Below are 19,760 nucleotides of genomic sequence, written 5' to 3'. Positions count from 1 at the left end.
GTTATCATTTTTACATCCGTAAGAACGGTGATATAAAGACGCTCCGGCCTTTGGAACGTCCCGGTGCGCATGCCAGAGGCTACAACGCCCACAGCATCGGCATCTGCTACGAGGGCGGGCTCAATCATTACGGAATGCCCGAAGACACCCGTACCGAATGGCAACGTCATTCGCTCCGCGTACTCGTAAGGACTTTACTGCTGGACTACTCCGATGCCCGGGTGGCCGGACACCGCGACTTGAGCCCCGACCTGAACGGCAACGGCGAAGTGGAACCCATGGAGTGGACGAAGCAATGCCCGTGCTTTGAGGTGAAAAAGGAGAAATGGTGAAAAAAGAAAACATAAAAAAAGAAAGCGCTATCAAAGTAAATGATAACGCTTTCTCGCTATAAGACAACCGGCAGAATAATTACCATGCCCAATCGTCCAAATTCATATCGCTTTCTACCGTGTTTTCCAAATCATCCGGCAGATTACAGAAGAAATCTATTCCTGTTTTCTCTTCCAAATCGTCGATGCTGACAGCACGGGCTTTCACTTCGTCCGCAGTAGGAGCCTTACTGTATTCCTTATGTTCCGCCAAGAAACCGATGGCATGATATACACCGTCCGTTTCGGATAAAACAGCCATAAAGTAATATTTCGGACAAGCCAGTCCATGTATGGTAAAACCATTTTCGTCGGTAGTAGGTATTATTTGATCACCGCCTTTCTTCGTACCTGTATAATTTACAAGAAGCTCGTTCAACGCGCCGCCTTTGACCACATACAATTTACTGTAAGTAGTGGTGACACCCCTCTCGGCTCCGCCCCATTTGCGTACTTGCTCCTCGAACTCAGCCCAATAAGGACTATTGAAAGAGTGTATCATCGGCGACATATTACTGAAATAGAATGTCTGGTCGTTGGCTTCCTGAGTGAAAAGACGGTCGGCAGAACCGCAGATATGCCCGCGGTCAAAGCCGTCGCTCTTGTGGTGCGCATCGGTAACCTGCATCGCTTCGGGAAGAAGAGGGTCGACGATAAACTTATCCTTACGTCCCACACCGTCACCGGCAACACGTGTTGTCGCATCAAAAGAGAATGCCACCCATGAGGAATGTTTCTTCGTGTCGTCCCACTCCAAAGCGTAGTTCAGCATCTCCGTACCGTTCACTTTCAGCGAATGCGCTACAAAAACATTGGCTTCGTTCAGGCGGGGAATCTCAAGATTGAGCGAATAGCCGCTTTCGTCCTTTACGTTGGCATTGGCATTAGGTCTTACATCCTGCTCTACCGCATACTCTATCGTAACGTTGTTACCGTCGATACCGCATATACGGAACTTAACGTATTGGTCTGCCGCCAACGTCGCGGTACGCGCCCAGTAAGCGGCACCGTCTATCACGGGAACTTCCGTCTGCCAGGCATCATCAGCCGGACGTGTTTTCATTTCGTCCAGACGGGTGGAAGAACTTTTCACAAAAGTGTATTGTTTGCCGTAGAATGCCTTGTCCTGAATATAGAACGGAGTCTGAAAACCTTCCGGTTCGAATACCGTAAATCCGCTCTGAGGATTCTCATAACCTTTCAGTACAAGCGTAGCGGCACCTTCCTGCGTTGTTTCAATATAACCGTTATAGGGGGCGTCGGAGCTTTCGCATGCAACCATTCCCAGCATCAACAGCCACAACCCTAAGATATTGCTAAGTTTTTTCATTGTTCTTTTTTTACTTTATTGGATGTTGTTGTTTGATAAACGGCGCTTTAGCGGGGTAAAACCCCGCCCAAACGCATTATTTACCTATTCGGCCGGAGTTTCGGCATCACCGCCTTCTTCTCCTTCGCTTTCTCCTTCTACCTTTTCACGAACTACCACATTCTTTACTTCCCAAGTAGGCGCAACCTCATTGGTGCTGGCATATTTGAAAGCGATGGTAACTTGCTGTCCGTTGTAAGCGCTCAGGTCTATTTTGTTGCTTACGAATGTCCAATCGGTAGCATCCGACCAGTTCTCGACTGTCAAAGCCGTCCATGTGGCGGTCTTCACATCACCCGAATAGTCTACGGATACCATCACGTTCAGATGGTCGGCCGGATTCTCGGCACGGAAACGACAGGCGTGCTCAAACAACAGTTCAGGCTCTTTCGACTTCTTAAAGTTCATAACAGGCGATACAAGCCAACTCTCCGCCTGATGATTACCGGTAGCTTTGATGTAAGCGGACGCTTTCATATAACCGTATGAGTCTTGTTTCCATACCCAGCTCACTCCATCCATAAATACGTCCTGAATAGTGAAACTGCCCAAGTCTTTCTTGAATGTTTCGTTTACGTACATGCTTGCCTCGGCACTGATGCCTTCGGCATCTTGCGTAAAGGTAGTAGTAACCAGCCTGCTGGAAGTCGTTTCTATCCAATTTTCTCCCAAAGTATACTCTGCAACCACAGGCGTATTCGCCTTCTCATTGTAAATTACCGCAACTACCGATTCTGCCGCCGCATACGGATATTTCTGCTTCAAGTAAGCAGGCAGTACCGTTTCAGGCTCTTCAATCATATCCGTACCCAATGATTCGTAAACGCCCGGCTCTACTACGGCTACCTTGGCTTCTTCAGTCGTATATTCTTTCCATGCATTGTTATCGCCGTCGTACACATACAAAGCGGAAGTGGTAGGAGAAACGGAAGAAGCACGGGTAGAGGCAAGAGAACGAAGACCTGCAACGGCAGCAGCTTCTTTTATAGAAACCAACATTACCTGAATATATCCGCCTTTATTTGCCCCTAACAAATAACCATTCATGACAACTTTCTTCCCATTCAGGCTTGCCGCAACATCGGAATCATCAACATAAGATAACGAGAGGTCTTTTTCAACCCCTTCCACTGCCAGATTGTAATAATTATATCCCTTTTCACTATCTTCAATTGTCAACGTACCTTCAACAGAAACATAGGCAAAGCGCGGCGCGGCAGCATAAGCATTCAACTCTGCGGCACTCAGCACTTGCGGAACCATATCGTTCGGAATGGTACTGCCTTCAGATATACTTGTTACCGCAAGTCCGGTACTCGTAAATTGAATCAGACCATTTCTGGCTTCCGTTGTACCAACCACTTGTACCATGTCTCCCACTTTCTCGTCAGGCAAGGCATTCTTGTATACCAAAATATCACCTGTTCCATCCGTCATTACAAACCCTTTCGTATGAACGGCGGTAACCAGTCCTTTCACTGTGTAATTCCCTATCGGAGAGTATGCTATCAGCCCTATCGGAGTAACTTGATTATCTGTGTTTTTCACAACAATCGAAGTAGCGAATGTATTGATATATTTAGCTGAACTGCCACTGACTCCAGCAAGATAACCGGTTACGACAACTGTTTGATTAATCCAGGAATCATCTACCAACAACGCATCGGTAATAGAGCCTTGAACTGAATTGCCACCATCTAAAACAATATTTATATTATTTGAGTTTTTCGTTAAAGTTCCCTCATAAGTGACGTATTGTATAGCAGGAACAGCAGCATTTGCATAAGTCACCAAATCAGCAGTCTCCATTGTTTGCGGAGCAGGATACGTAAATGCTTCCTTGCGTTCAAGAACTTTGAAAACAGATTTCGAACTAAAGCGGTTCATGCCCTGCTTTGCCAGCTCTACCTTACCAGATACTTCTACCACATCGCCAACGGAACACGTTACAAGCTTTCCTTGATAAACACGAATAAGCCCCGTTTCATCCTTAAGTATAAAGCTTTTAGCATTAACCGCCACTACTTCACCCTTAGAAGTATATTCTCCTTCTGATGTAAGTTTTAACAAATCAGCAACACTTGTGTAAGAGGGCGCAGGTTCATCACCGCCATCACCCCCACCGCCGATACTGGGCTCTGTTTGAGAATAAGCATAATTCACGACTTTCATATCTCCTGCCGCCGGATTATTGACAGCAGCTTTCAGCAAACCCGGAATCTTAGATACAGTGGAAGGAGAAAGGAAAGAAGCTTTCACTTTATCGCCCCATACTGTTTTATAGTCATCTTCCGTCAAGTCATAGGCAGACAGGTTCTTAAAATCACCCATATACTCGGACGGGCTGAAAAGTTTGTAAGTAACCACAAACCGCGAGCCTTCGTCTGCATTGGGATATTTGGATTTCAGATAGGCCGGAAGATAATCCTCAGCGGGCGCTTCTTCCGTAAAATAATGGTTAGTACCGACTTCCGCCAATGCCTCTACATACGTCTTTCCTTCGGGGTCTTTGGAAAGTGCCAGCTCTTGGTTGGCGCTCAATTTGGAGATAGTACCGTAATCGGCTGTTTCCAACGTCATGGCGATGTCCTTCACATCCGTGATATCGGGTTTGATGTTGAACTGGTCATCGTAATGGTCGTCACAAGCTGCTAACAGAGCCAGCAACGCTATTGAAACGAATATTTTCTTCTTCATATTGTGAATGTCTTTGTTTTCGGTTTAGAAATTAACTTTCAATCTTATGCTATATGTACGTCCAAAAGAATAGAATACATATACGTTATCGGCCGTAGCCGCCGTACTTGCGCCACTGGGGTTCCAAGCCTTGGAAATATACTGGTAGTTCAACAGATTGTTTACATTACCGGACAGAATCGCATTCAGCTTACCGAACTTGAAGCGGTACGAAGCGTTCATATCCAACTGACTGGCAGCAGGAATCTTCCACGGTTCCGCTACCGCAGTTTCTTTACCAACCGTCAGGATTGTACCGTCTACGGCATAGTAAGAATAGTTACGTCCGTAGTAAGTCCAGTCGGCACCTACACGCAGGTCTTTGGTAATGTTTACATTGGCGCCTACGGCTGCCGTAGTCTGCGCCGAACCGCCTACACGGATACCATTCATCTTGATGTGCGCCTTGGCATGATCCTCGGCTCCCGGAGTGGTAACTTTTCCGGCTTGCGTCATGGCATTGCCCAACTCGTCGTATACGTATCCCGTAGCATCGCTATCCCACTTCCAATCGCCTAAAGAAACCATACCGGTAAGTTCCAGCCACCGGAAAGGTCTGATTTTAATATCCAACTCAGCGCCTTTATGCAAAGCGGCAAGGCCGGACATATTGATATTGCCATTCTGCTGATTATCCAGCGTCACACTCTTTGTCATGGTTTTGTCCATCCAACGAGTGTAATAGAGATTCAGATTAGCTGTCAGCCACGTGTTACGGAAACCATAACCCAACTCTGCCGAGAATACTTTTTCATTCACGGCTTCCTTGTTCAGGATATTACTCTTGTCCGATGTCATAAATGCGCCGTATGAGTACTTGGGAGCACGACTGATATAACCTACATTGGCAAACACATTGTGGTTGTCCGTAATGTTGTAATTGGCGCCACCTTTAGCGGTGAAGCCCAAGAAGTTTACCGTTTTGGACTTGGCGTGTTCCTTATCGTAGTAAAAACGGTCGTAACGCCAGTAACCGGTGTTTGAAAGCGACCCTGCGACGAAAGCAGCCAAACGGTCTTTATTGTATTCCAATTGGAAGAAGCCGCCTTCCTGCATTACAAATCCGTCATAATCGCGGAAAACCACGTCACCGACACCTAATTTCTGATAGCGCCAATTAGGGTCGGCCGCGTGAATATTGTTCTTGACATCTACGTTGCCACGCTCAGAATCAAGATAATATGTACCACCAAAAAGGTCTGAAATCTCGTTACGGTGTACACCTTTATAAAAACGATAGTCTATGCCGCCATAGAAGTCCAAATATTGTCCTATCTTAGTGGTGTAAGTAGAGAGTAGTCCATACCAGTCGTGACTGTTATTGGAACGTGCGGCAATCAATGCGGAACCGTATTCGCTCGTACGGTTAATCTCTTCGATGGCAGCATAGTCGAATGTTCCGTCACTGCGGCGGAAAGTATCGTACAACGTACCTTTATAAGCTCCTCTCCATGAAGTGTATGAATAAGGGGAGAACTCTGTATTTCCTTGGCCGGAGAAACCGGAACCGCGACCCAATGACACGTAAAGCGAAGTACTGAGCGAAGATTTGGAGTTAATCTGCCATTGGTGATTTAAACTGATGAGTGGCTTGTGATAAGAGTTGCGATAAGAGTTATATGACTCACCGTTAGAACGATAACCGAAGGTAGGATTATATTTATGGTCTTTCACACCATAAACAGTCTCTACCATTTTCCAGTCGGCAATAGTCAAACCGCCGTAAGAGGAATTACGTTGGTCATGCCACTGCGGAGCACCGAATGCGGTAAGCGTAAGTTGATGCTCTTCATTGATGCGTTTGGAAATGCTGGCAAACCAGTTGTAACCTTCGAACGCCGTACCCTGGATATAACCGTTACCCCAGTTCTTACCCCCCATAAGGGTGAATGCCCAACCGTTCTTGGTTATTCCGGAAGAAACCGAAAATAGGATTTTATTCATTCCGTCATTTCCCATTCCGTAAGAAAGAAAGCCGCCTTTCTTTGCATCCAAATTGCGGGTTACGATATTAATGGTACCGCCCACAGAAGGAGCCGACACTTTACTTGCACCCAAACCGCGCTGCGTCTGTATGCTGCGGGCTACGTCACTAAGTCCCGCCCAGTTAGACCAGTAAACGCCGCCCCACTCCATATCGTTCATAGGTACGCCATTTACCATCATAGCGATGTTACTATTATCAAAACCGCGCATATAAATTTCGGAATCTCCAAAACCACCGCCTTGCTTGTTGGCATGCACGCCCGGAGTGGATTTCAATAATTCCGGAAACTCCTGAGTTCCCAATTTCTCTTCAATAAATACCGGATCTACCGTGGATAAAGCGACCGGTGTTTTACGCGCTACCGCTACGGATGAAGTAATCACCACATCTTTCAGCATCACAGCATCGGGTTTCATTTGGATAATACCCAAATTTACAGAAGCGCCCTTCTGCGTAACTTTCTTCTTCAGGTCTTTATAACCCATGTATTTAAACAATAATGTAGCATTCGAAGCAACGCCTTGCTTGAAATAACCGTCAATGTCGGTCACCGACCCCTGAGTAGTGCCCTCTACCATAACGGCAGCACCGACCAAAGGCTCGCCTGTTTCAGCATCGACAAGCTGACCTCTTACTGTAGTTTGAGACCATGCAACGGCACTACAAGCCGACAGCACAGCCACCAACAGGAATTGAATTAGATGTTTTCTCATAATTCCGCTTTTAGTTAATAGATAGTGTTAATTAATATTTAAAAACATTCATGAATCGCAAATATAATATTATTTAGCTATATATACATTACTATTATGCTACATTTTTTAAGGCTGCTAAACTTTTTTGAAAACATCTTAAATAAAAAAGCTCCGCAAGTTTCCCGCGGAGCTTTCTTTTTGTCACAAATGTGACGTATATGCTTTCAGATTAAAATCTAATATCAATCATTCATTAATTTTCTATATCGCACGCGAGTAGGCTCTTCTCTGCCCAAACGTTTCAATTTGTTTTCTTCATACTCCGAATAAGAGCCTTCGAAGAAGAACACATTGGAGTCGCCTTCAAACGCGAGGATGTGCGTACAGATACGGTCGAGGAACCAACGGTCGTGGCTGATGACCACAGCGCATCCGGCAAAGTCCTCAAGACCCTCTTCGAGAGCGCGCAGCGTATTGACGTCGATATCATTGGTAGGCTCGTCGAGGAGCAGCACATTGCCTTCTTCCTTGAGGCAGAGAGCCAGGTGAAGACGGTTGCGCTCACCACCGGAGAGCACGCCGCAAAGCTTTTCCTGGTCGGCTCCGGAGAAGTTGAAGCGCGACAGGTAGGCACGCGCGTTGATGTCGCGTCCGCCCATACGGATGAGGTCGTTACCGCCGGAGATTACCTGATAGACGCTCTTGTTGGGGTCGATGTCCTTATGCTGCTGGTCTACGTAGGCCACTTTTACGGTCTCTCCTACTTCGAATTCGCCGCTGTCGGGAGTCTCCAAGCCCATGATAAGGCGGAAGAGAGTGGTTTTACCCGCACCGTTGGGGCCGATGATACCCACGATACCGTTAGGCGGCAGCATGAAGTTGAGGTCGTCGAACAGGAGCTTGTCGCCAAACGCTTTTGCCACGTGCTTGGCTTCGATAACCTTGTTGCCCAGACGGGGACCGTTGGGGATGAAGATTTCGAGTTTTTCCTCTTTCTCCTTCACATCCTCGTTCAGCAGTTTGTCGTAGGAGTTCAAACGGGCTTTTCCCTTTGCCTGACGGGCTTTGGGAGCCATACGCACCCATTCCAGCTCGCGTTCCAGCGTCTTGCGGCGTTTGCTGGCGGTCTTTTCTTCCTGCTCCATACGCTTGGTCTTCTGGTCGAGCCAGCTGGAGTAGTTGCCCTTCCAGGGGATGCCTTCGCCACGGTCGAGCTCGAGAATCCAGCCTGCCACATGGTCGAGGAAGTAACGGTCGTGGGTAACGGCGATTACCGTACCTTCGTACTGCTGCAAGTGCTGTTCCAGCCAGTCGATGGATTCGGCGTCGAGGTGGTTGGTAGGCTCGTCGAGGAGCAATACGTCGGGCTTCTGGAGCAACAGGCGACAGAGTGCCACACGACGGCGTTCACCACCGGAAAGATGCTCTACCGACTGGTCTTCGGGCGGACAGCGGAGTGCATCCATGGCGCGCTCCAGCTTGCTGTCGAGGTTCCATGCATCGGTAGCGTCGATGATGTCCTGCAACTCTGCCTGACGGGTGAAGAGCTTGTCCATCTTGTCCTGGTCTTCGTAGTATTCGGGCAGGCCGAACTTCTGATTGATTTCCTCGTACTCCGCCAATGCGTCCACAATGGGCTGTACGCCTTCCATTACCACTTCTTTTACTGTCTTTGTGGGATCGAGGTAAGGCTCCTGCGCCAAGTATCCCACCGAATATCCGGGCGAGAACACCACTTCGCCCTGATAGGATTTATCCAAGCCGGCGATAATCTTCAGCAAGGTCGATTTACCCGAACCGTTCAGACCGATGATACCGATTTTCGCTCCATAGAAGAACGAGAGGTAGATGTTCTTCAACACCTGCTTGTTGTTCTGCTGAATGGTCTTGTTCAGCCCTACCATAGAAAAGATAATTTTCTTATCGTCTACTGTTGCCATGTAATTTAAGTATAAAGTATGAAATATAAAATATAATGTCCGAGATGTGATATAAGACTCTTACACACGAAATTCCGGTACAAAGATAAGAAAAAAAGCGAAAATCTTTTGCAACTTCCAAAAAAGTCTCTATCTTTGCACCCGCTTAACAGCAATAAAGGATTGATTCGCTAGCTCAGCAGGTAGAGCACAACACTTTTAATGTTGGGGTCTTGGGTTCGAGCCCCAAGCGGATCACTGAAACGCTGGACAGAAATGGACAGTAAATGTACAACTCCTACAACATCAAGGTATTGTAGGAGTTTTTCTTTGTATAATGTCTGTGACCTAAGACACGAAAAGGTCACAAAAAGACACACTTTCGTGACCAATTCGTGACCTGTCCACCCTCTAAGATTTTAGGTCACGGAATGTCCAAAATTGGCGGTTTGTTGTCTTGATTTGTCCGTACTGCAAATATCTCATTTTCAGTTTATCAATTTAAGTTTGTAACTAAAAAAAGAGATTATGAGAAGTACTTTTAAGCTACTCTATTTCGTCAAACGAAATGCAGTAAAGAAGAATGGTAACGCACCGATTATCGCACGTATCACTATTGACCAAGTTGTAGCCCAGTTTAACACCAAGCTGGAAATAAATCCGGCTCACTGGAGCGTGAAATTAGGCAAGGCTTCCGGCAGAACCGCAGAAGCCGTACACATCAATTCCATGCTGGAAAGTATTCGCAGCACAGTTCATCAACATTACCATGCGTTAATGGCGCAAGACGGATATGTAACCGCAGAACTGGTAAAGAACGCTTTTTTAGGCAAGATAGCAAGAGAACGGACTTTGATAGAGTTCTTCAAACAGCACAACGAGCAGTATTTACAAAAGGTCAAAATGAATACCACAGACAAAACCTATTCACGTTATGAACTGACAAAGAAACGGCTTATCGAGTTTATGAAGTTCAAGTACTCCGTTTCCGACATGCTCATAAAAGATATAAATGTGGTATTCATTGAAGATTTCCTGCTGTATATCAAGAACAACTACGGATGTAGCCATAATACGGCTATGAAGTTCGTACAACGCTTTCGCACAGTGGTAAACTTTGCCAAGAATACGGGTTTGGTGACTGCCGACCCTTTCGGGTCTTATCGGGTAAAATTTGAACGTACCGATAGGGATTATCTGACTATGGAAGAAATTACCGCTATTTACAATCACAAGTTCTGCACCAAGCGACTGGAACAAGTACGTGATTTGTTCATTTTTAGCTGCTATACGGCACTTTCCTACATTGATGTATGCGAGTTAAGGCAGGAGGACATTCGTACCGGATTTGACGGTAATTTGTGGATTATACGGAAAAGACACAAAACAAATGTTACATCTACCGTCCGATTGCTGGATATACCAAAAGCCATATTGGAAAAGTACAAAGATAAATTGCCAAACGGTAAGATTTTACCAGTTATCAGCAATCAGAAAATGAATGATTACCTAAAAGAAATCGCAGCCATTTGCGGAATTGAAAAGAACTTGACCTATCATGTCGCAAGGCATTCTTGTGCGACTTCGGTGCTGCTTTCCAATGGTGTTCCCATTGAAACGGTATCTAAGATTTTGGGACATACCAATATCAGAACCACTCAAATTTATGCGAGGATTACCGATTTGAAGGTCAGTAACGATATGGAAATGTTAGCTCAAAAGTTGGACGCTACACACCGGACTGCCAGCCGATGAAATCATGTTATCGTCAGATAACAGCAAGGTGTGTTCTATGGCACATAGAACCGTTTTCCGTGCCACAAAACACCTTGGGCAAATTCACTCCGAAGTCGTGTTGCCAGTAAAAGAAAAACATTCCCTAACTAAAGATTTTTCGCTCGTCGGGACGGGTGGTCCCGCCCCTTGCCGCTGGGCGCTCCCCGACCGATGAGTTTATTTTGCAATCCTGCAATCTTGTTTTATTGAAGTATTGATAGCTTGATTGATTGAAAGCAAGATTTCAATATGGCAAGATTGAATGAAAACAATAAGCCATTCAATATTAATTGAAATACTGAATAGTTTATTTATTGCAAGAACATAATTACTTGCGAAAAGAAAAAAATATTATTTGCTATCATCTTCGTCCATACGCTTAATCAGACAATCTTGCAAACGGGTAAGATATGCCGTTCGGTCTTTCTTCCGTTCTTTCATGGCAATATAAGCAGCATAATAATCCCCTAATTCCACTTGAAACACTGTGCCGAGAAAGTTCATTATTTCTTTAATTTCCACATTTCCATTGTTAATGTCCCCCGAAGAAACAAGAGAATAACCCAATTCTATAAGAAAAACTTTTTTACCCGTAAAACGAAAAGGATATTTCGTGCCTTTTTGCAGGTTATCTTCTACAAGATTATCGGTTTCCAGTTTAACTAACCTCTTATTTAAATAAATACGTAACATCTCATTGGCTATAATTTTTGCGACCTTGTAATCATATCCAGTTGAGAAATTTGGGTCTTTGTCAAGTTGTGCGCTATCCGTACATAATCTTAAATCAGCTTTTCCACGAACAAAATAGTATTCATCATATACGGTTGAATGTGAACGATAATACTGATAAAAATCTAAATTCCTATTGAAGAAATAGGTCAGATTGTCCAGTTCCTTATTAAGATAGCTTTTAACGGCTTCATTACTACCATTAGGACATTGCGTTTCTATACGGTATATTTTATGAAAATACAACAACCGCCCAAGTATTTCCGGTTTTTGTGCCTTAAAAAATAATATTTCATCCTCCTTAGTTGAAAAAACATAATTTTGTAGTTCTTCTCTTAGGTCATTAAGGATAACCCGTAAACGGTGCGCCATCGAAAGAGAAATTGAAATAATATCATAACCATAGAAGTCTATTTCATCAATCTCTGAATCAATATCCAATAATATCTGCCTTATCCTTTCTTTCATTTACAACCTTCTTATTTAGCAAATAAAATGAGCACTGATGAATAAAAACAATGCTCATTTAGTTATAAAATGTACTATTAAAATTTTATTTTTTAAGCAGATACTACTTTTAAACCTATAATAGAAGCTATTAATGTAAATATAAAAAACAATCTTCCAAAACTTACAGGTTCCTTAAAGAAGATAATACCCATTAACACTGTCCCAACTGCACCTATCCCAGTCCAAACGGCATAGGCTGTACCTATTGGTAATGTTTTGAGAACTTTAGTTATAATAAATAGGCTTAATGCAATAGCACTAACAGTTCCTAAACACCATAACCCTTTCTCCAATCCCATACTCTTGCTTACTTTTCCCAAGCAAAACGTAAAAGCGAGTTCAATGCACCCCGATAAAACTAAAAGCAACCAATTCATCGTTTTTATTTTTTTGAGCGCAAAGTTCGCTATTTGCAGGTTATTTCTTTTTTACATGTTTTAAAAAAGCGTTTTACATTTGATAAATTATTCACTTTATTTGGGCTCGAATACGGCTCAAATTAACTTGGGAAATACCTAAATAAGATGCTACTATACCTAATTGAACACGTTGTGTTATACTGGGATATTCGTTTATAAGTTCTTGATACCTTTCTAAAGATGTCTTAAATTGTCGGGCTATAAACAACTTCTCTGATTTTATGCAAGCATATTCTGCATATTTACGTCCCCAGTTCGCAATATGTATATCAGTGTAGTACAAAGATTGTAATTGTTCTAAGTCAATTTCATATAAAACACAATCTTCTAATAGCTCTACATTAGTGTATTCTCCTAAACCCGCAAAAAGAGTCTGCAACGGAAATATTAAATCACCTTCTTGACCAAGCCAAAATGTAATATCCTTATCATCTTTATGGGTATATGCCCTTACTATTCCTTTTTTTACAAAATAAGATTTAGTTCCTTTTCTGTTTTCTAAAAACAAATGAAAATGTTTAGGATACTCAACCTCTGACACCAAACGAATTAAGGTGTTAAGAGATACTTGTGGTAGTTCATAAATACTGTTTATTATATCATTGATACTCATATTGGATGTTCTAACATATTTAAACTAACAAATATACAAATGCAAAATAATAAAAAGGCATTGTCTTAGACAAGCAAAAGTATCCTCTTTTTCTTTTAGTCTTAAATTTTTAGTGCAAGGTGCAAGTATATATCTATATATATAGCTTGCACCTTGCACTAACCTTAGAATGTTTATTTTCAACGATTTGCATAGTCCAAAAATAATGCGTACATTTGAACCCAAGATGTTGGCAGACAGACACCGGACAACAGCAGACAGTTTTTAAGGACTAAAGCGTGACGGATGTAAAGCCTAAATTTCTGAAAGTACTGATATTGAGGAAGAAATAACGTTTGGTTCAAGACCCAGGCGGATCACCAGAAAACAAAGCCGAAATCGGCAAAAAGAGACAAGTCCTGTAATACATTGATATTACAGGACTTTTTCTTTTATCTCCGACTATATCGCAGGTGTCATTACCAACCTGCCTGATACGGGCACTCTGTTTAGTGGGTTTTCCCGTAACAAGGGGATTCTATTCGGCATTGGCAACCTGTTTTGCCCAATCTCCGGCCTGCTTTGCGCTTCCATTACACAGCCGGCCAGCCTGCCATTCAATTTTAGGATATAGCTTCCTGAGTTGCTTTACGCTGCCTGTAATAGAACTGCCGCCGGAAGTGGCAAACGGAATGATTGTCTTACCGGAGAAATCATATTTCTCAAGAAATGTATTGACCGGACGCGGACACAAGTCCCACCATATCGGATAGCCGAGGAATACCACATCGTAATCTTGCAGATTGAGCGTTTCTCCGCCCAACGCGGGGCGTGAGGTTTCATCCGCCATTTCCACAGAACTGCGGCTTGCCTTATTATTCCAATTAAGGTCTGCCGAGGTGTAGGCCGCAGCCGGAGTAATCCGGTACAGCTTACCGCTAACAGCTTGGGCAATGGCATCGGCGACTCTCTCCGTAGTTCCGGTACAGGAGAAATAGGCCACGAGGATTTTCTTATCGGATTGCGTATCGGCATCCGTTGTCTGTTTTTGCGCTTTCGATGAGCAGCTGAAAGTTAGTAAACTCATAATTATCAATATAATTTGTTTCATTTTATTCTGATTTTGAATGTTTCCGATTACTTGCCATGATGGACAGCCTAAGCATCTTATTATACCCATCATACATTATTTAATATATGTTCGCCGGGAAGCCCGGCCGAGATTATCGCTTATCCGATTCGAGCTTGTCATACTCTTCGTCCGTCACCGGTTCGAGCCATTCATTGGAAGTATTTTCACCGGGAACCTCGAAAGCCAAATGAGCGAACCAACCGTCGGCAGCAGCTCCATGCCAATGTTTGACGTTTGCCGGGATATGGATAACCGTACCCGGCAGAATTTCCACAGCAGGCTTACCCTCTTCCTGATACCAGCCGCGTCCGGCTACACCGATCAACATTTGTCCGCCACCACTTGTTGCACGGTGGATATGCCAGTTGTTACGGCAGCGAGGCTCGAACGTGACATTGGAAACGCCCACCTGCTCGCGCGAAACGGGGGCGAGATAACTGTTACCGATGAAATACTTTGCGTATGCCGTATTCGGCTCGCCGATAGGAAAAATCATTTCGCGCTGGAAAGCGGCTTTAGCATCCTCACCGGCAGCATCTTCCGCCCATACGCCTTTTGCCAGATTGAATGCCGCCCATGCTTTCGGCCAACCTGCATAGAAACCGATGTGAGTTATGATTTCGGCAATCTCGGTACGGGTAATGCCGTTCTTCTTTGCCGACTGAAGATGGAATACGAGCGAATTGTCCGTGATGCCCTGACTGATGAGCGAGGTAACGGTTACCAAACTGCGGTCGCGCAAACCGAGTTTGTCGGTACGGCTCCACACTTCTCCAAAAAGAACATCATCGTTGAGTTCTGCGAATTTAGGAGCGAACTCCCCTAATTGGGTACGCCCGGCTGTCTGTACTATTTTCTCTTGTGCCATAACATTGAAAGTTAAAATACTGAATACTGAAATTAAAAGAATCTTGTTCATGGTCGTTTCATTTATCGTATGAGGTTATTACTATTACCGGTTGTTTTACGATTGCAAATTTACCGCGGTTACGCAAACCGGTTTGTATATGATTTACGGATATTTATACCCGAATCATTGATTTTGCGATTAGGGATGCATGTAATGCAAAACAAAAAAACAACCGTCAACAACACCGGAATGCGCTGATACCTCAAAAAAGCGAAAGGAAACAGTAAACAGGATTGAAGTTGCGGAATACCGTAACGGCGAAGCACACCGGGAGCAAAGGAAGGACAGCACGCACACCGCACTGCAAGCCTGTGACAACACCGTAGCCAGCGCAGCGCCCTTTACCCCATATCCAACCAAAAGATGAATACAGGGTCAAGAATAATATACAGCAATCCCTATCAGCTCCGTACCCAGGCGTTCTTCGTACTTATCGCCCATGGCAGACTTTACTCTTAACTATCACGGAAGAGCCTCTATTTCCGGCTGACGATTGTACCCGTCGCCTGATTGGCGGGCATTACCAGTACCTCGGCCACCTGTATGTGTTCGGGTACGGCGGCGGCAAAGTACACCACCTCGGCAATATCGTCGCCCGTAAGCGGACGGATACCCTTGTACACATTATCGGCAGCCGACTTGTCTCCACGGAAGCGCACTACGGAGAAATTCGTCTCCACCAAACCGGGCTTGATGTTGGTCACCCGCACGGGAGTATCCACGAGGTCGATGCGCAATCCGTCAGACAACGCCTTTACGGCAGCCTTGCTGGCACAGTACACACTGCCGCCCGGATAGGCGTAATCGCCCGCAATGGAGCCCATATTGATGACATGACCGCGACCGCGTTCCACCATTCCGGGAACAACAAGGCGGGTCATGGCAAGCAACGACTTGACATTGGTGTCGAGCACGATGTCCCATTCGTCGAGGTTACCTTCGTGTTCCTTATCCACGCCGATTACCAGTCCGGCATTATTAACGAGGATGTCTATCGCCTTCCATTCTTCGGGAAGCGAGTCGAGAGCGGCTTTCGCAGCCCCGCGGTCACGTACGTCGAAAGGCAGCAGGCAGACGTCCGCGCGGTATTCCGTTTCCAGCTCGCGCTTTACGGCGGTCAGCTTCTCCATATTCCGTCCGTTGAGAATCAGGCGGTAGCCATTCATGGCAAACTTGCGTGCGCAGCCCTCTCCTATGCCCGAAGAGGCGCCCGTGATGAGTACGATTTTCTTTTCCATTTTCTTATAAGGAATTTAATGTTACAGGCCGCAAAGTTAGGACTTATTTGCGAGCATCGGTAAATTACTCATAACTTATAACTCATAACCCTTAAAGTTTTCAAGAAAATATGTACCTTTGCGCCACTTTTTTATGACTGACTGTATCAGGTAGAGATTTGTTTAATTAGTTTGGATAAAGTAAGAAACGCTTATGCAAAAGTCCGACTGCATCATCAGCGTAGAGCACGTATCGAAGTTCTTCGGAGATAAAGCCGTACTGAATGATGTGAATTTGTCTGTCCGTAAGGGCGAGTTTGTAACGATATTGGGACCGTCCGGTTGCGGAAAGACGACGTTGCTGCGTCTGATTGCAGGCTTCCAGACTGCTTCGGAAGGAGTGATTACCATTGCAGGGAAGGACATCACGCAGACACCGCCCCACCGGCGTCCGGTGAACACGGTGTTCCAGAAATACGCCCTGTTTCCCCACCTCAACGTATTCAACAATATTGCTTTCGGCCTCAAGCTGAAGAAGCTGCCCGCCGCCACAATCGAGAAGAAAGTGAAGCAGGCGCTCCGCATGGTGGGCATGACCGACTATGAAGACCGCGACGTAGACTCCCTCTCCGGCGGACAGCAACAGCGCGTTGCCATAGCCCGCGCTATCGTCAACGAGCCCGAAGTGCTGCTCCTTGACGAGCCCCTTGCCGCTCTCGACCTGAAGATGCGCAAGGACATGCAGATGGAGCTCAAAGAGATGCACCAAAAGCTAGGCATCACCTTCGTATACGTCACCCACGACCAGGAAGAAGCCCTCACCCTGAGCGACACCATCGTCGTCATGAGCGAAGGCAAGATACAGCAAACCGGTACCCCGATAGACATCTACAACGAGCCTATCAACTCCTTCGTGGCCGACTTCATCGGCGAGAGCAACATCCTGAACGGCGTCATGGTGCACGACCAGCTCGTCCGTTTCTGCGGACAGGAATTCGACTGCGTGGACACCGGTTTCGGCGAACAGACGCAGGTGGACGTCGTAATCCGTCCGGAAGACATCTACATCTTCGAGCCATCGGACGCGGCGCAACTGACGGGAACCGTAACAAGCTCCATCTTCAAAGGCGTGCACTACGAAATGCTGGTACAGACCGACGAGGGCTACGAACTGATGGTACAGGACTACCACTGCTTCGAGGCAGGCCGTAAAGTGGGTCTGCTGGTAAAACCCTTCGACATCCACGTGATGAAGAAAGAGCGTACCTGCAACACCTTCGAAGGCAAGCTCCTGGACGAGACGCACGTGGAATTCCTGGGTTGCAGCTTTGAATGCAGTCCGGTGCAGGGCATCGAGCCCGAAACGCCCGTAACGGTGGAAGTGGACTTCCGGAACGTCATCCTCGAGGACAACGAAGAAGACGGACGACTGACGGGCGAAGTGAAATTCATCCTCTACAAAGGAAACCACTACCACCTCACCGTATTTACCGACTGGGACGAAGACATCTTCGTAGACACCAACGACGTATGGGACGACGGCGACAGAGTGGGCATACGGATTGCGCCGGAAAACATACGGGTAACAGTAAATGACAAGGCGATAAAGTGATAAGGCGATGTTAAACAAGTTATCTTCTTTCTTCATGCGGCGGCGCAACTGGACGGTTCCCTACGCGCTGTTCCTGCTGATATTTGTGATAGTGCCGCTACTGCTGATTGTGCTGTACGCCTTTACGGATGCCGACGGAGCGTTTACCTTCGCCAATTTCCGCAAGTTCATGATGCACCCGGAAGCGATGAACACGTTCGTATATTCCATCGGCATAGCCATCATCACGACGCTGGCGTGCCTGTTGCTGGGTTATCCGGCGGCTTACATCCTCAGCCAGCGGCAGTTCAACACCTCGCAGACGATGGTGGTGCTGTTTATCCTGCCCATGTGGGTGAACATACTGATACGCACGCTCGCCACAGTGGCGCTGTTCGACTTCCTCAACCTGCCGTTGGGCGAAGGCGCGCTCGTGTTCGGTATGGTGTACAACTTCCTGCCGTTCATGATATACCCCATCTACAACACCTTGCAGAAGATGGACCACAACCTCATTGAAGCCGCCCAAGACCTCGGAGCCAACCCCTTGCAGGTATTCGGCAAAGTGATACTGCCCCTCTCCATGCCGGGCATCATGAGCGGCATCGTAATGGTGTTCATGCCTACGGTAAGCACCTTCGCCATTGCCGAACTGCTGACGATGAACAACATCAAGCTCTTCGGAACGACCGTGCAGGAGAATATATACAACGGAATGTGGAACTACGGTGCGGCCTTGTCGCTCATCATGCTGTTGCTGATAGGCGTCACCATCCTCTTTACGAACGAAGAGGACAGCGCATCCAATGAAAGCGGAGGTGTGATATGATGACACGTATTCTTGCCAAAGGCTACCTGTGGCTGCTGCTTGCGCTGCTCTACTCGCCTATCCTTATCATAATGATATTCTCGTTCACCGAGGCCAAAGTGCTGGGCAACTGGACGGGATTCTCCACCAAGCTGTACAGCTCCCTCTTCACGGGCGGCATGCACCACTCGCTGATGAACGCCATCTGGAACACATTCGCCATTGCCATGCTGGCAGCCACCGCCAGTACGGCGTTGGGCAGCATCGCGGCCATCGGCATCTTCAACCTGCGCACACGCACGCGTCAGGTAATGAACTTCGCCAACGCCATTCCGATGATGAACGCGGACATCATCACAGGTGTGTCGCTGTTCCTGCTGTTCGTCAGCTTCGGCATCTCGCAGGGATTCGCGACGGTGGTACTGGCGCACATCACGTTCTGCACCCCCTACGTAGTGCTGAGCGTGATGCCCCGTTTGAAGAAGATGAACCAGAACGTGTACGAAGCCGCCCTCGACCTCGGAGCCACTCCTTTCCAGGCATTGCGCAAGGTGATTCTGCCGGAGATATTTCCGGGCATGATAAGCGGTTTCATCCTTGCCTTCACGCTCTCCATCGACGATTTCGCAGTAACCATATTCACCATTGGAAACGAAGGACTGGAAACGCTCTCCACCTACATCTACGCCGATGCGCGCAAAGGCGGACTGACACCGGAGCTGCGTCCCCTCTCCACCATTATATTCGTTACGGTGCTGGTGCTGCTTATTGTCATCAACAAGCGTGCGGAGCGTGCACGGAAAAATTAAACCCGCCCCATCTCACGGGGCGAGGTGATTGCTCACGGGCTAAGGTGACTGCTCCCGTGAGATGAAATCATCCGCCCCGCAAGACGGGATACACCCGCTTCGTGAGACGAATTTTCTCATCCCGCAGGACGGAAAGATTCATCCCGCAAGCCGAAAAATGAAAGTATAGTCAAGATAAACCTGCTGA

General features: G+C 46.3%; 15 protein-coding genes, 1 tRNA gene and 1 pseudogene. 6 read left to right on the top strand and 11 right to left on the bottom strand.

Annotation, left to right across the window (positions count from 1 at the left end):
* The coding region (locus tag BUB52_RS15290) for an N-acetylmuramoyl-L-alanine amidase (RefSeq protein WP_073212694.1) at positions 1-332 on the top strand (332 nt) is incomplete at its 5' end.
* Positions 333-411: 79 nt separating this feature from the next.
* Here the strand turns inward: BUB52_RS15290 and BUB52_RS15285 are convergent.
* The 4 genes from BUB52_RS15285 to ettA form a co-directional block, all read right to left on the bottom strand.
* Positions 412-1,701, bottom strand: coding sequence for a DNA/RNA non-specific endonuclease (locus tag BUB52_RS15285; RefSeq protein ID WP_009120441.1), 1,290 nt, complete (start codon positions 1,699-1,701; stop codon positions 412-414).
* 84 nt (positions 1,702-1,785) lie between these two features.
* Positions 1,786-4,437 (bottom strand): choice-of-anchor J domain-containing protein, encoded by a 2,652-nt coding sequence (locus tag BUB52_RS15280; RefSeq protein ID WP_009120440.1) that lies wholly within the window; start codon positions 4,435-4,437, stop codon positions 1,786-1,788.
* A gap of 24 nt (positions 4,438-4,461) precedes the next feature.
* Complete coding sequence (locus BUB52_RS15275) at positions 4,462-7,176, bottom strand: TonB-dependent receptor (protein ID WP_009120439.1); 2,715 nt, start codon at positions 7,174-7,176, stop codon at positions 4,462-4,464.
* Between the two features lie 224 nt (positions 7,177-7,400).
* The gene (gene ettA, locus BUB52_RS15270) at positions 7,401-9,098 is read right to left on the bottom strand and encodes an energy-dependent translational throttle protein EttA (protein WP_009120438.1); all 1,698 of its coding nucleotides are present in this window, start codon (positions 9,096-9,098) and stop codon (positions 7,401-7,403) included.
* Positions 9,099-9,262: 164 nt separating this feature from the next.
* Between ettA and BUB52_RS15265 the strand changes: the two genes are divergently transcribed.
* Both BUB52_RS15265 and BUB52_RS15260 read left to right on the top strand, forming a co-directional pair.
* Positions 9,263-9,335, top strand: a tRNA-Lys gene (locus BUB52_RS15265).
* Positions 9,336-9,605: 270 nt separating this feature from the next.
* Complete coding sequence (locus tag BUB52_RS15260; RefSeq protein ID WP_009120437.1) at positions 9,606-10,832, top strand: site-specific integrase; 1,227 nt, start codon at positions 9,606-9,608, stop codon at positions 10,830-10,832.
* A gap of 372 nt (positions 10,833-11,204) precedes the next feature.
* Here BUB52_RS15260 and BUB52_RS15255 read toward each other — a convergent pair whose 3' ends face one another.
* The 7 genes and pseudogenes from BUB52_RS15255 to BUB52_RS15230 form a co-directional block, all read right to left on the bottom strand.
* Positions 11,205-12,053, bottom strand: coding sequence for an RteC domain-containing protein (locus BUB52_RS15255; protein WP_009120436.1), 849 nt, complete (start codon positions 12,051-12,053; stop codon positions 11,205-11,207).
* A gap of 92 nt (positions 12,054-12,145) precedes the next feature.
* Positions 12,146-12,472 (bottom strand): DMT family transporter, encoded by a 327-nt coding sequence (locus BUB52_RS15250; RefSeq protein ID WP_005778541.1) that lies wholly within the window; start codon positions 12,470-12,472, stop codon positions 12,146-12,148.
* A 91-nt stretch (positions 12,473-12,563) separates the two neighbouring features.
* Positions 12,564-13,127 carry a Crp/Fnr family transcriptional regulator gene (locus BUB52_RS15245; protein WP_005778542.1) on the bottom strand — a complete coding sequence of 188 codons (564 nt, stop codon included), beginning with the start codon at positions 13,125-13,127 and terminating at the stop codon, positions 12,564-12,566.
* Positions 13,128-13,644: 517 nt separating this feature from the next.
* A complete protein-coding gene (locus BUB52_RS15240; protein WP_039950146.1) occupies positions 13,645-14,217 on the bottom strand; it encodes a flavodoxin in 573 nt (190 codons plus the stop codon).
* A gap of 112 nt (positions 14,218-14,329) precedes the next feature.
* Positions 14,330-15,157 (bottom strand): carboxymuconolactone decarboxylase family protein, encoded by an 828-nt coding sequence (locus BUB52_RS15235; protein WP_009120434.1) that lies wholly within the window; start codon positions 15,155-15,157, stop codon positions 14,330-14,332.
* Between the two features lie 249 nt (positions 15,158-15,406).
* Positions 15,407-15,543 (bottom strand): annotated as a pseudogene (locus BUB52_RS15510) (MATE family efflux transporter); the annotation flags it as partial.
* 81 nt (positions 15,544-15,624) lie between these two features.
* The gene (locus tag BUB52_RS15230) at positions 15,625-16,386 is read right to left on the bottom strand and encodes an SDR family oxidoreductase (RefSeq protein WP_009120431.1); all 762 of its coding nucleotides are present in this window, start codon (positions 16,384-16,386) and stop codon (positions 15,625-15,627) included.
* Positions 16,387-16,579: 193 nt separating this feature from the next.
* Between BUB52_RS15230 and potA the strand changes: the two genes are divergently transcribed.
* The 3 genes from potA to BUB52_RS15215 are packed head-to-tail and all read left to right on the top strand — an operon-like array spanning position 16,580 to position 19,573.
* Positions 16,580-17,977 (top strand): polyamine ABC transporter ATP-binding protein, encoded by a 1,398-nt coding sequence (potA, locus tag BUB52_RS15225; protein ID WP_009120430.1) that lies wholly within the window; start codon positions 16,580-16,582, stop codon positions 17,975-17,977.
* A gap of 7 nt (positions 17,978-17,984) precedes the next feature.
* Positions 17,985-18,785: an ABC transporter permease gene (locus BUB52_RS15220; RefSeq protein WP_009120429.1), complete on the top strand. Its 801-nt coding sequence runs from the start codon at positions 17,985-17,987 to the stop codon at positions 18,783-18,785.
* Positions 18,782-19,573: an ABC transporter permease gene (locus tag BUB52_RS15215; RefSeq protein ID WP_009120428.1), complete on the top strand. Its 792-nt coding sequence runs from the start codon at positions 18,782-18,784 to the stop codon at positions 19,571-19,573. The genes BUB52_RS15220 and BUB52_RS15215 overlap by 4 nt, the downstream gene beginning before the upstream one ends.
* Positions 19,574-19,760: the final 187 nt, after the last annotated feature.

Origin of the sequence: Bacteroides clarus YIT 12056, from assembly GCF_900129655.1 — a bacterium.
GTDB classification, from domain to species: domain Bacteria; phylum Bacteroidota; class Bacteroidia; order Bacteroidales; family Bacteroidaceae; genus Bacteroides; species Bacteroides clarus.
This window is presented reverse-complemented; position numbering and strand designations above follow the sequence as displayed.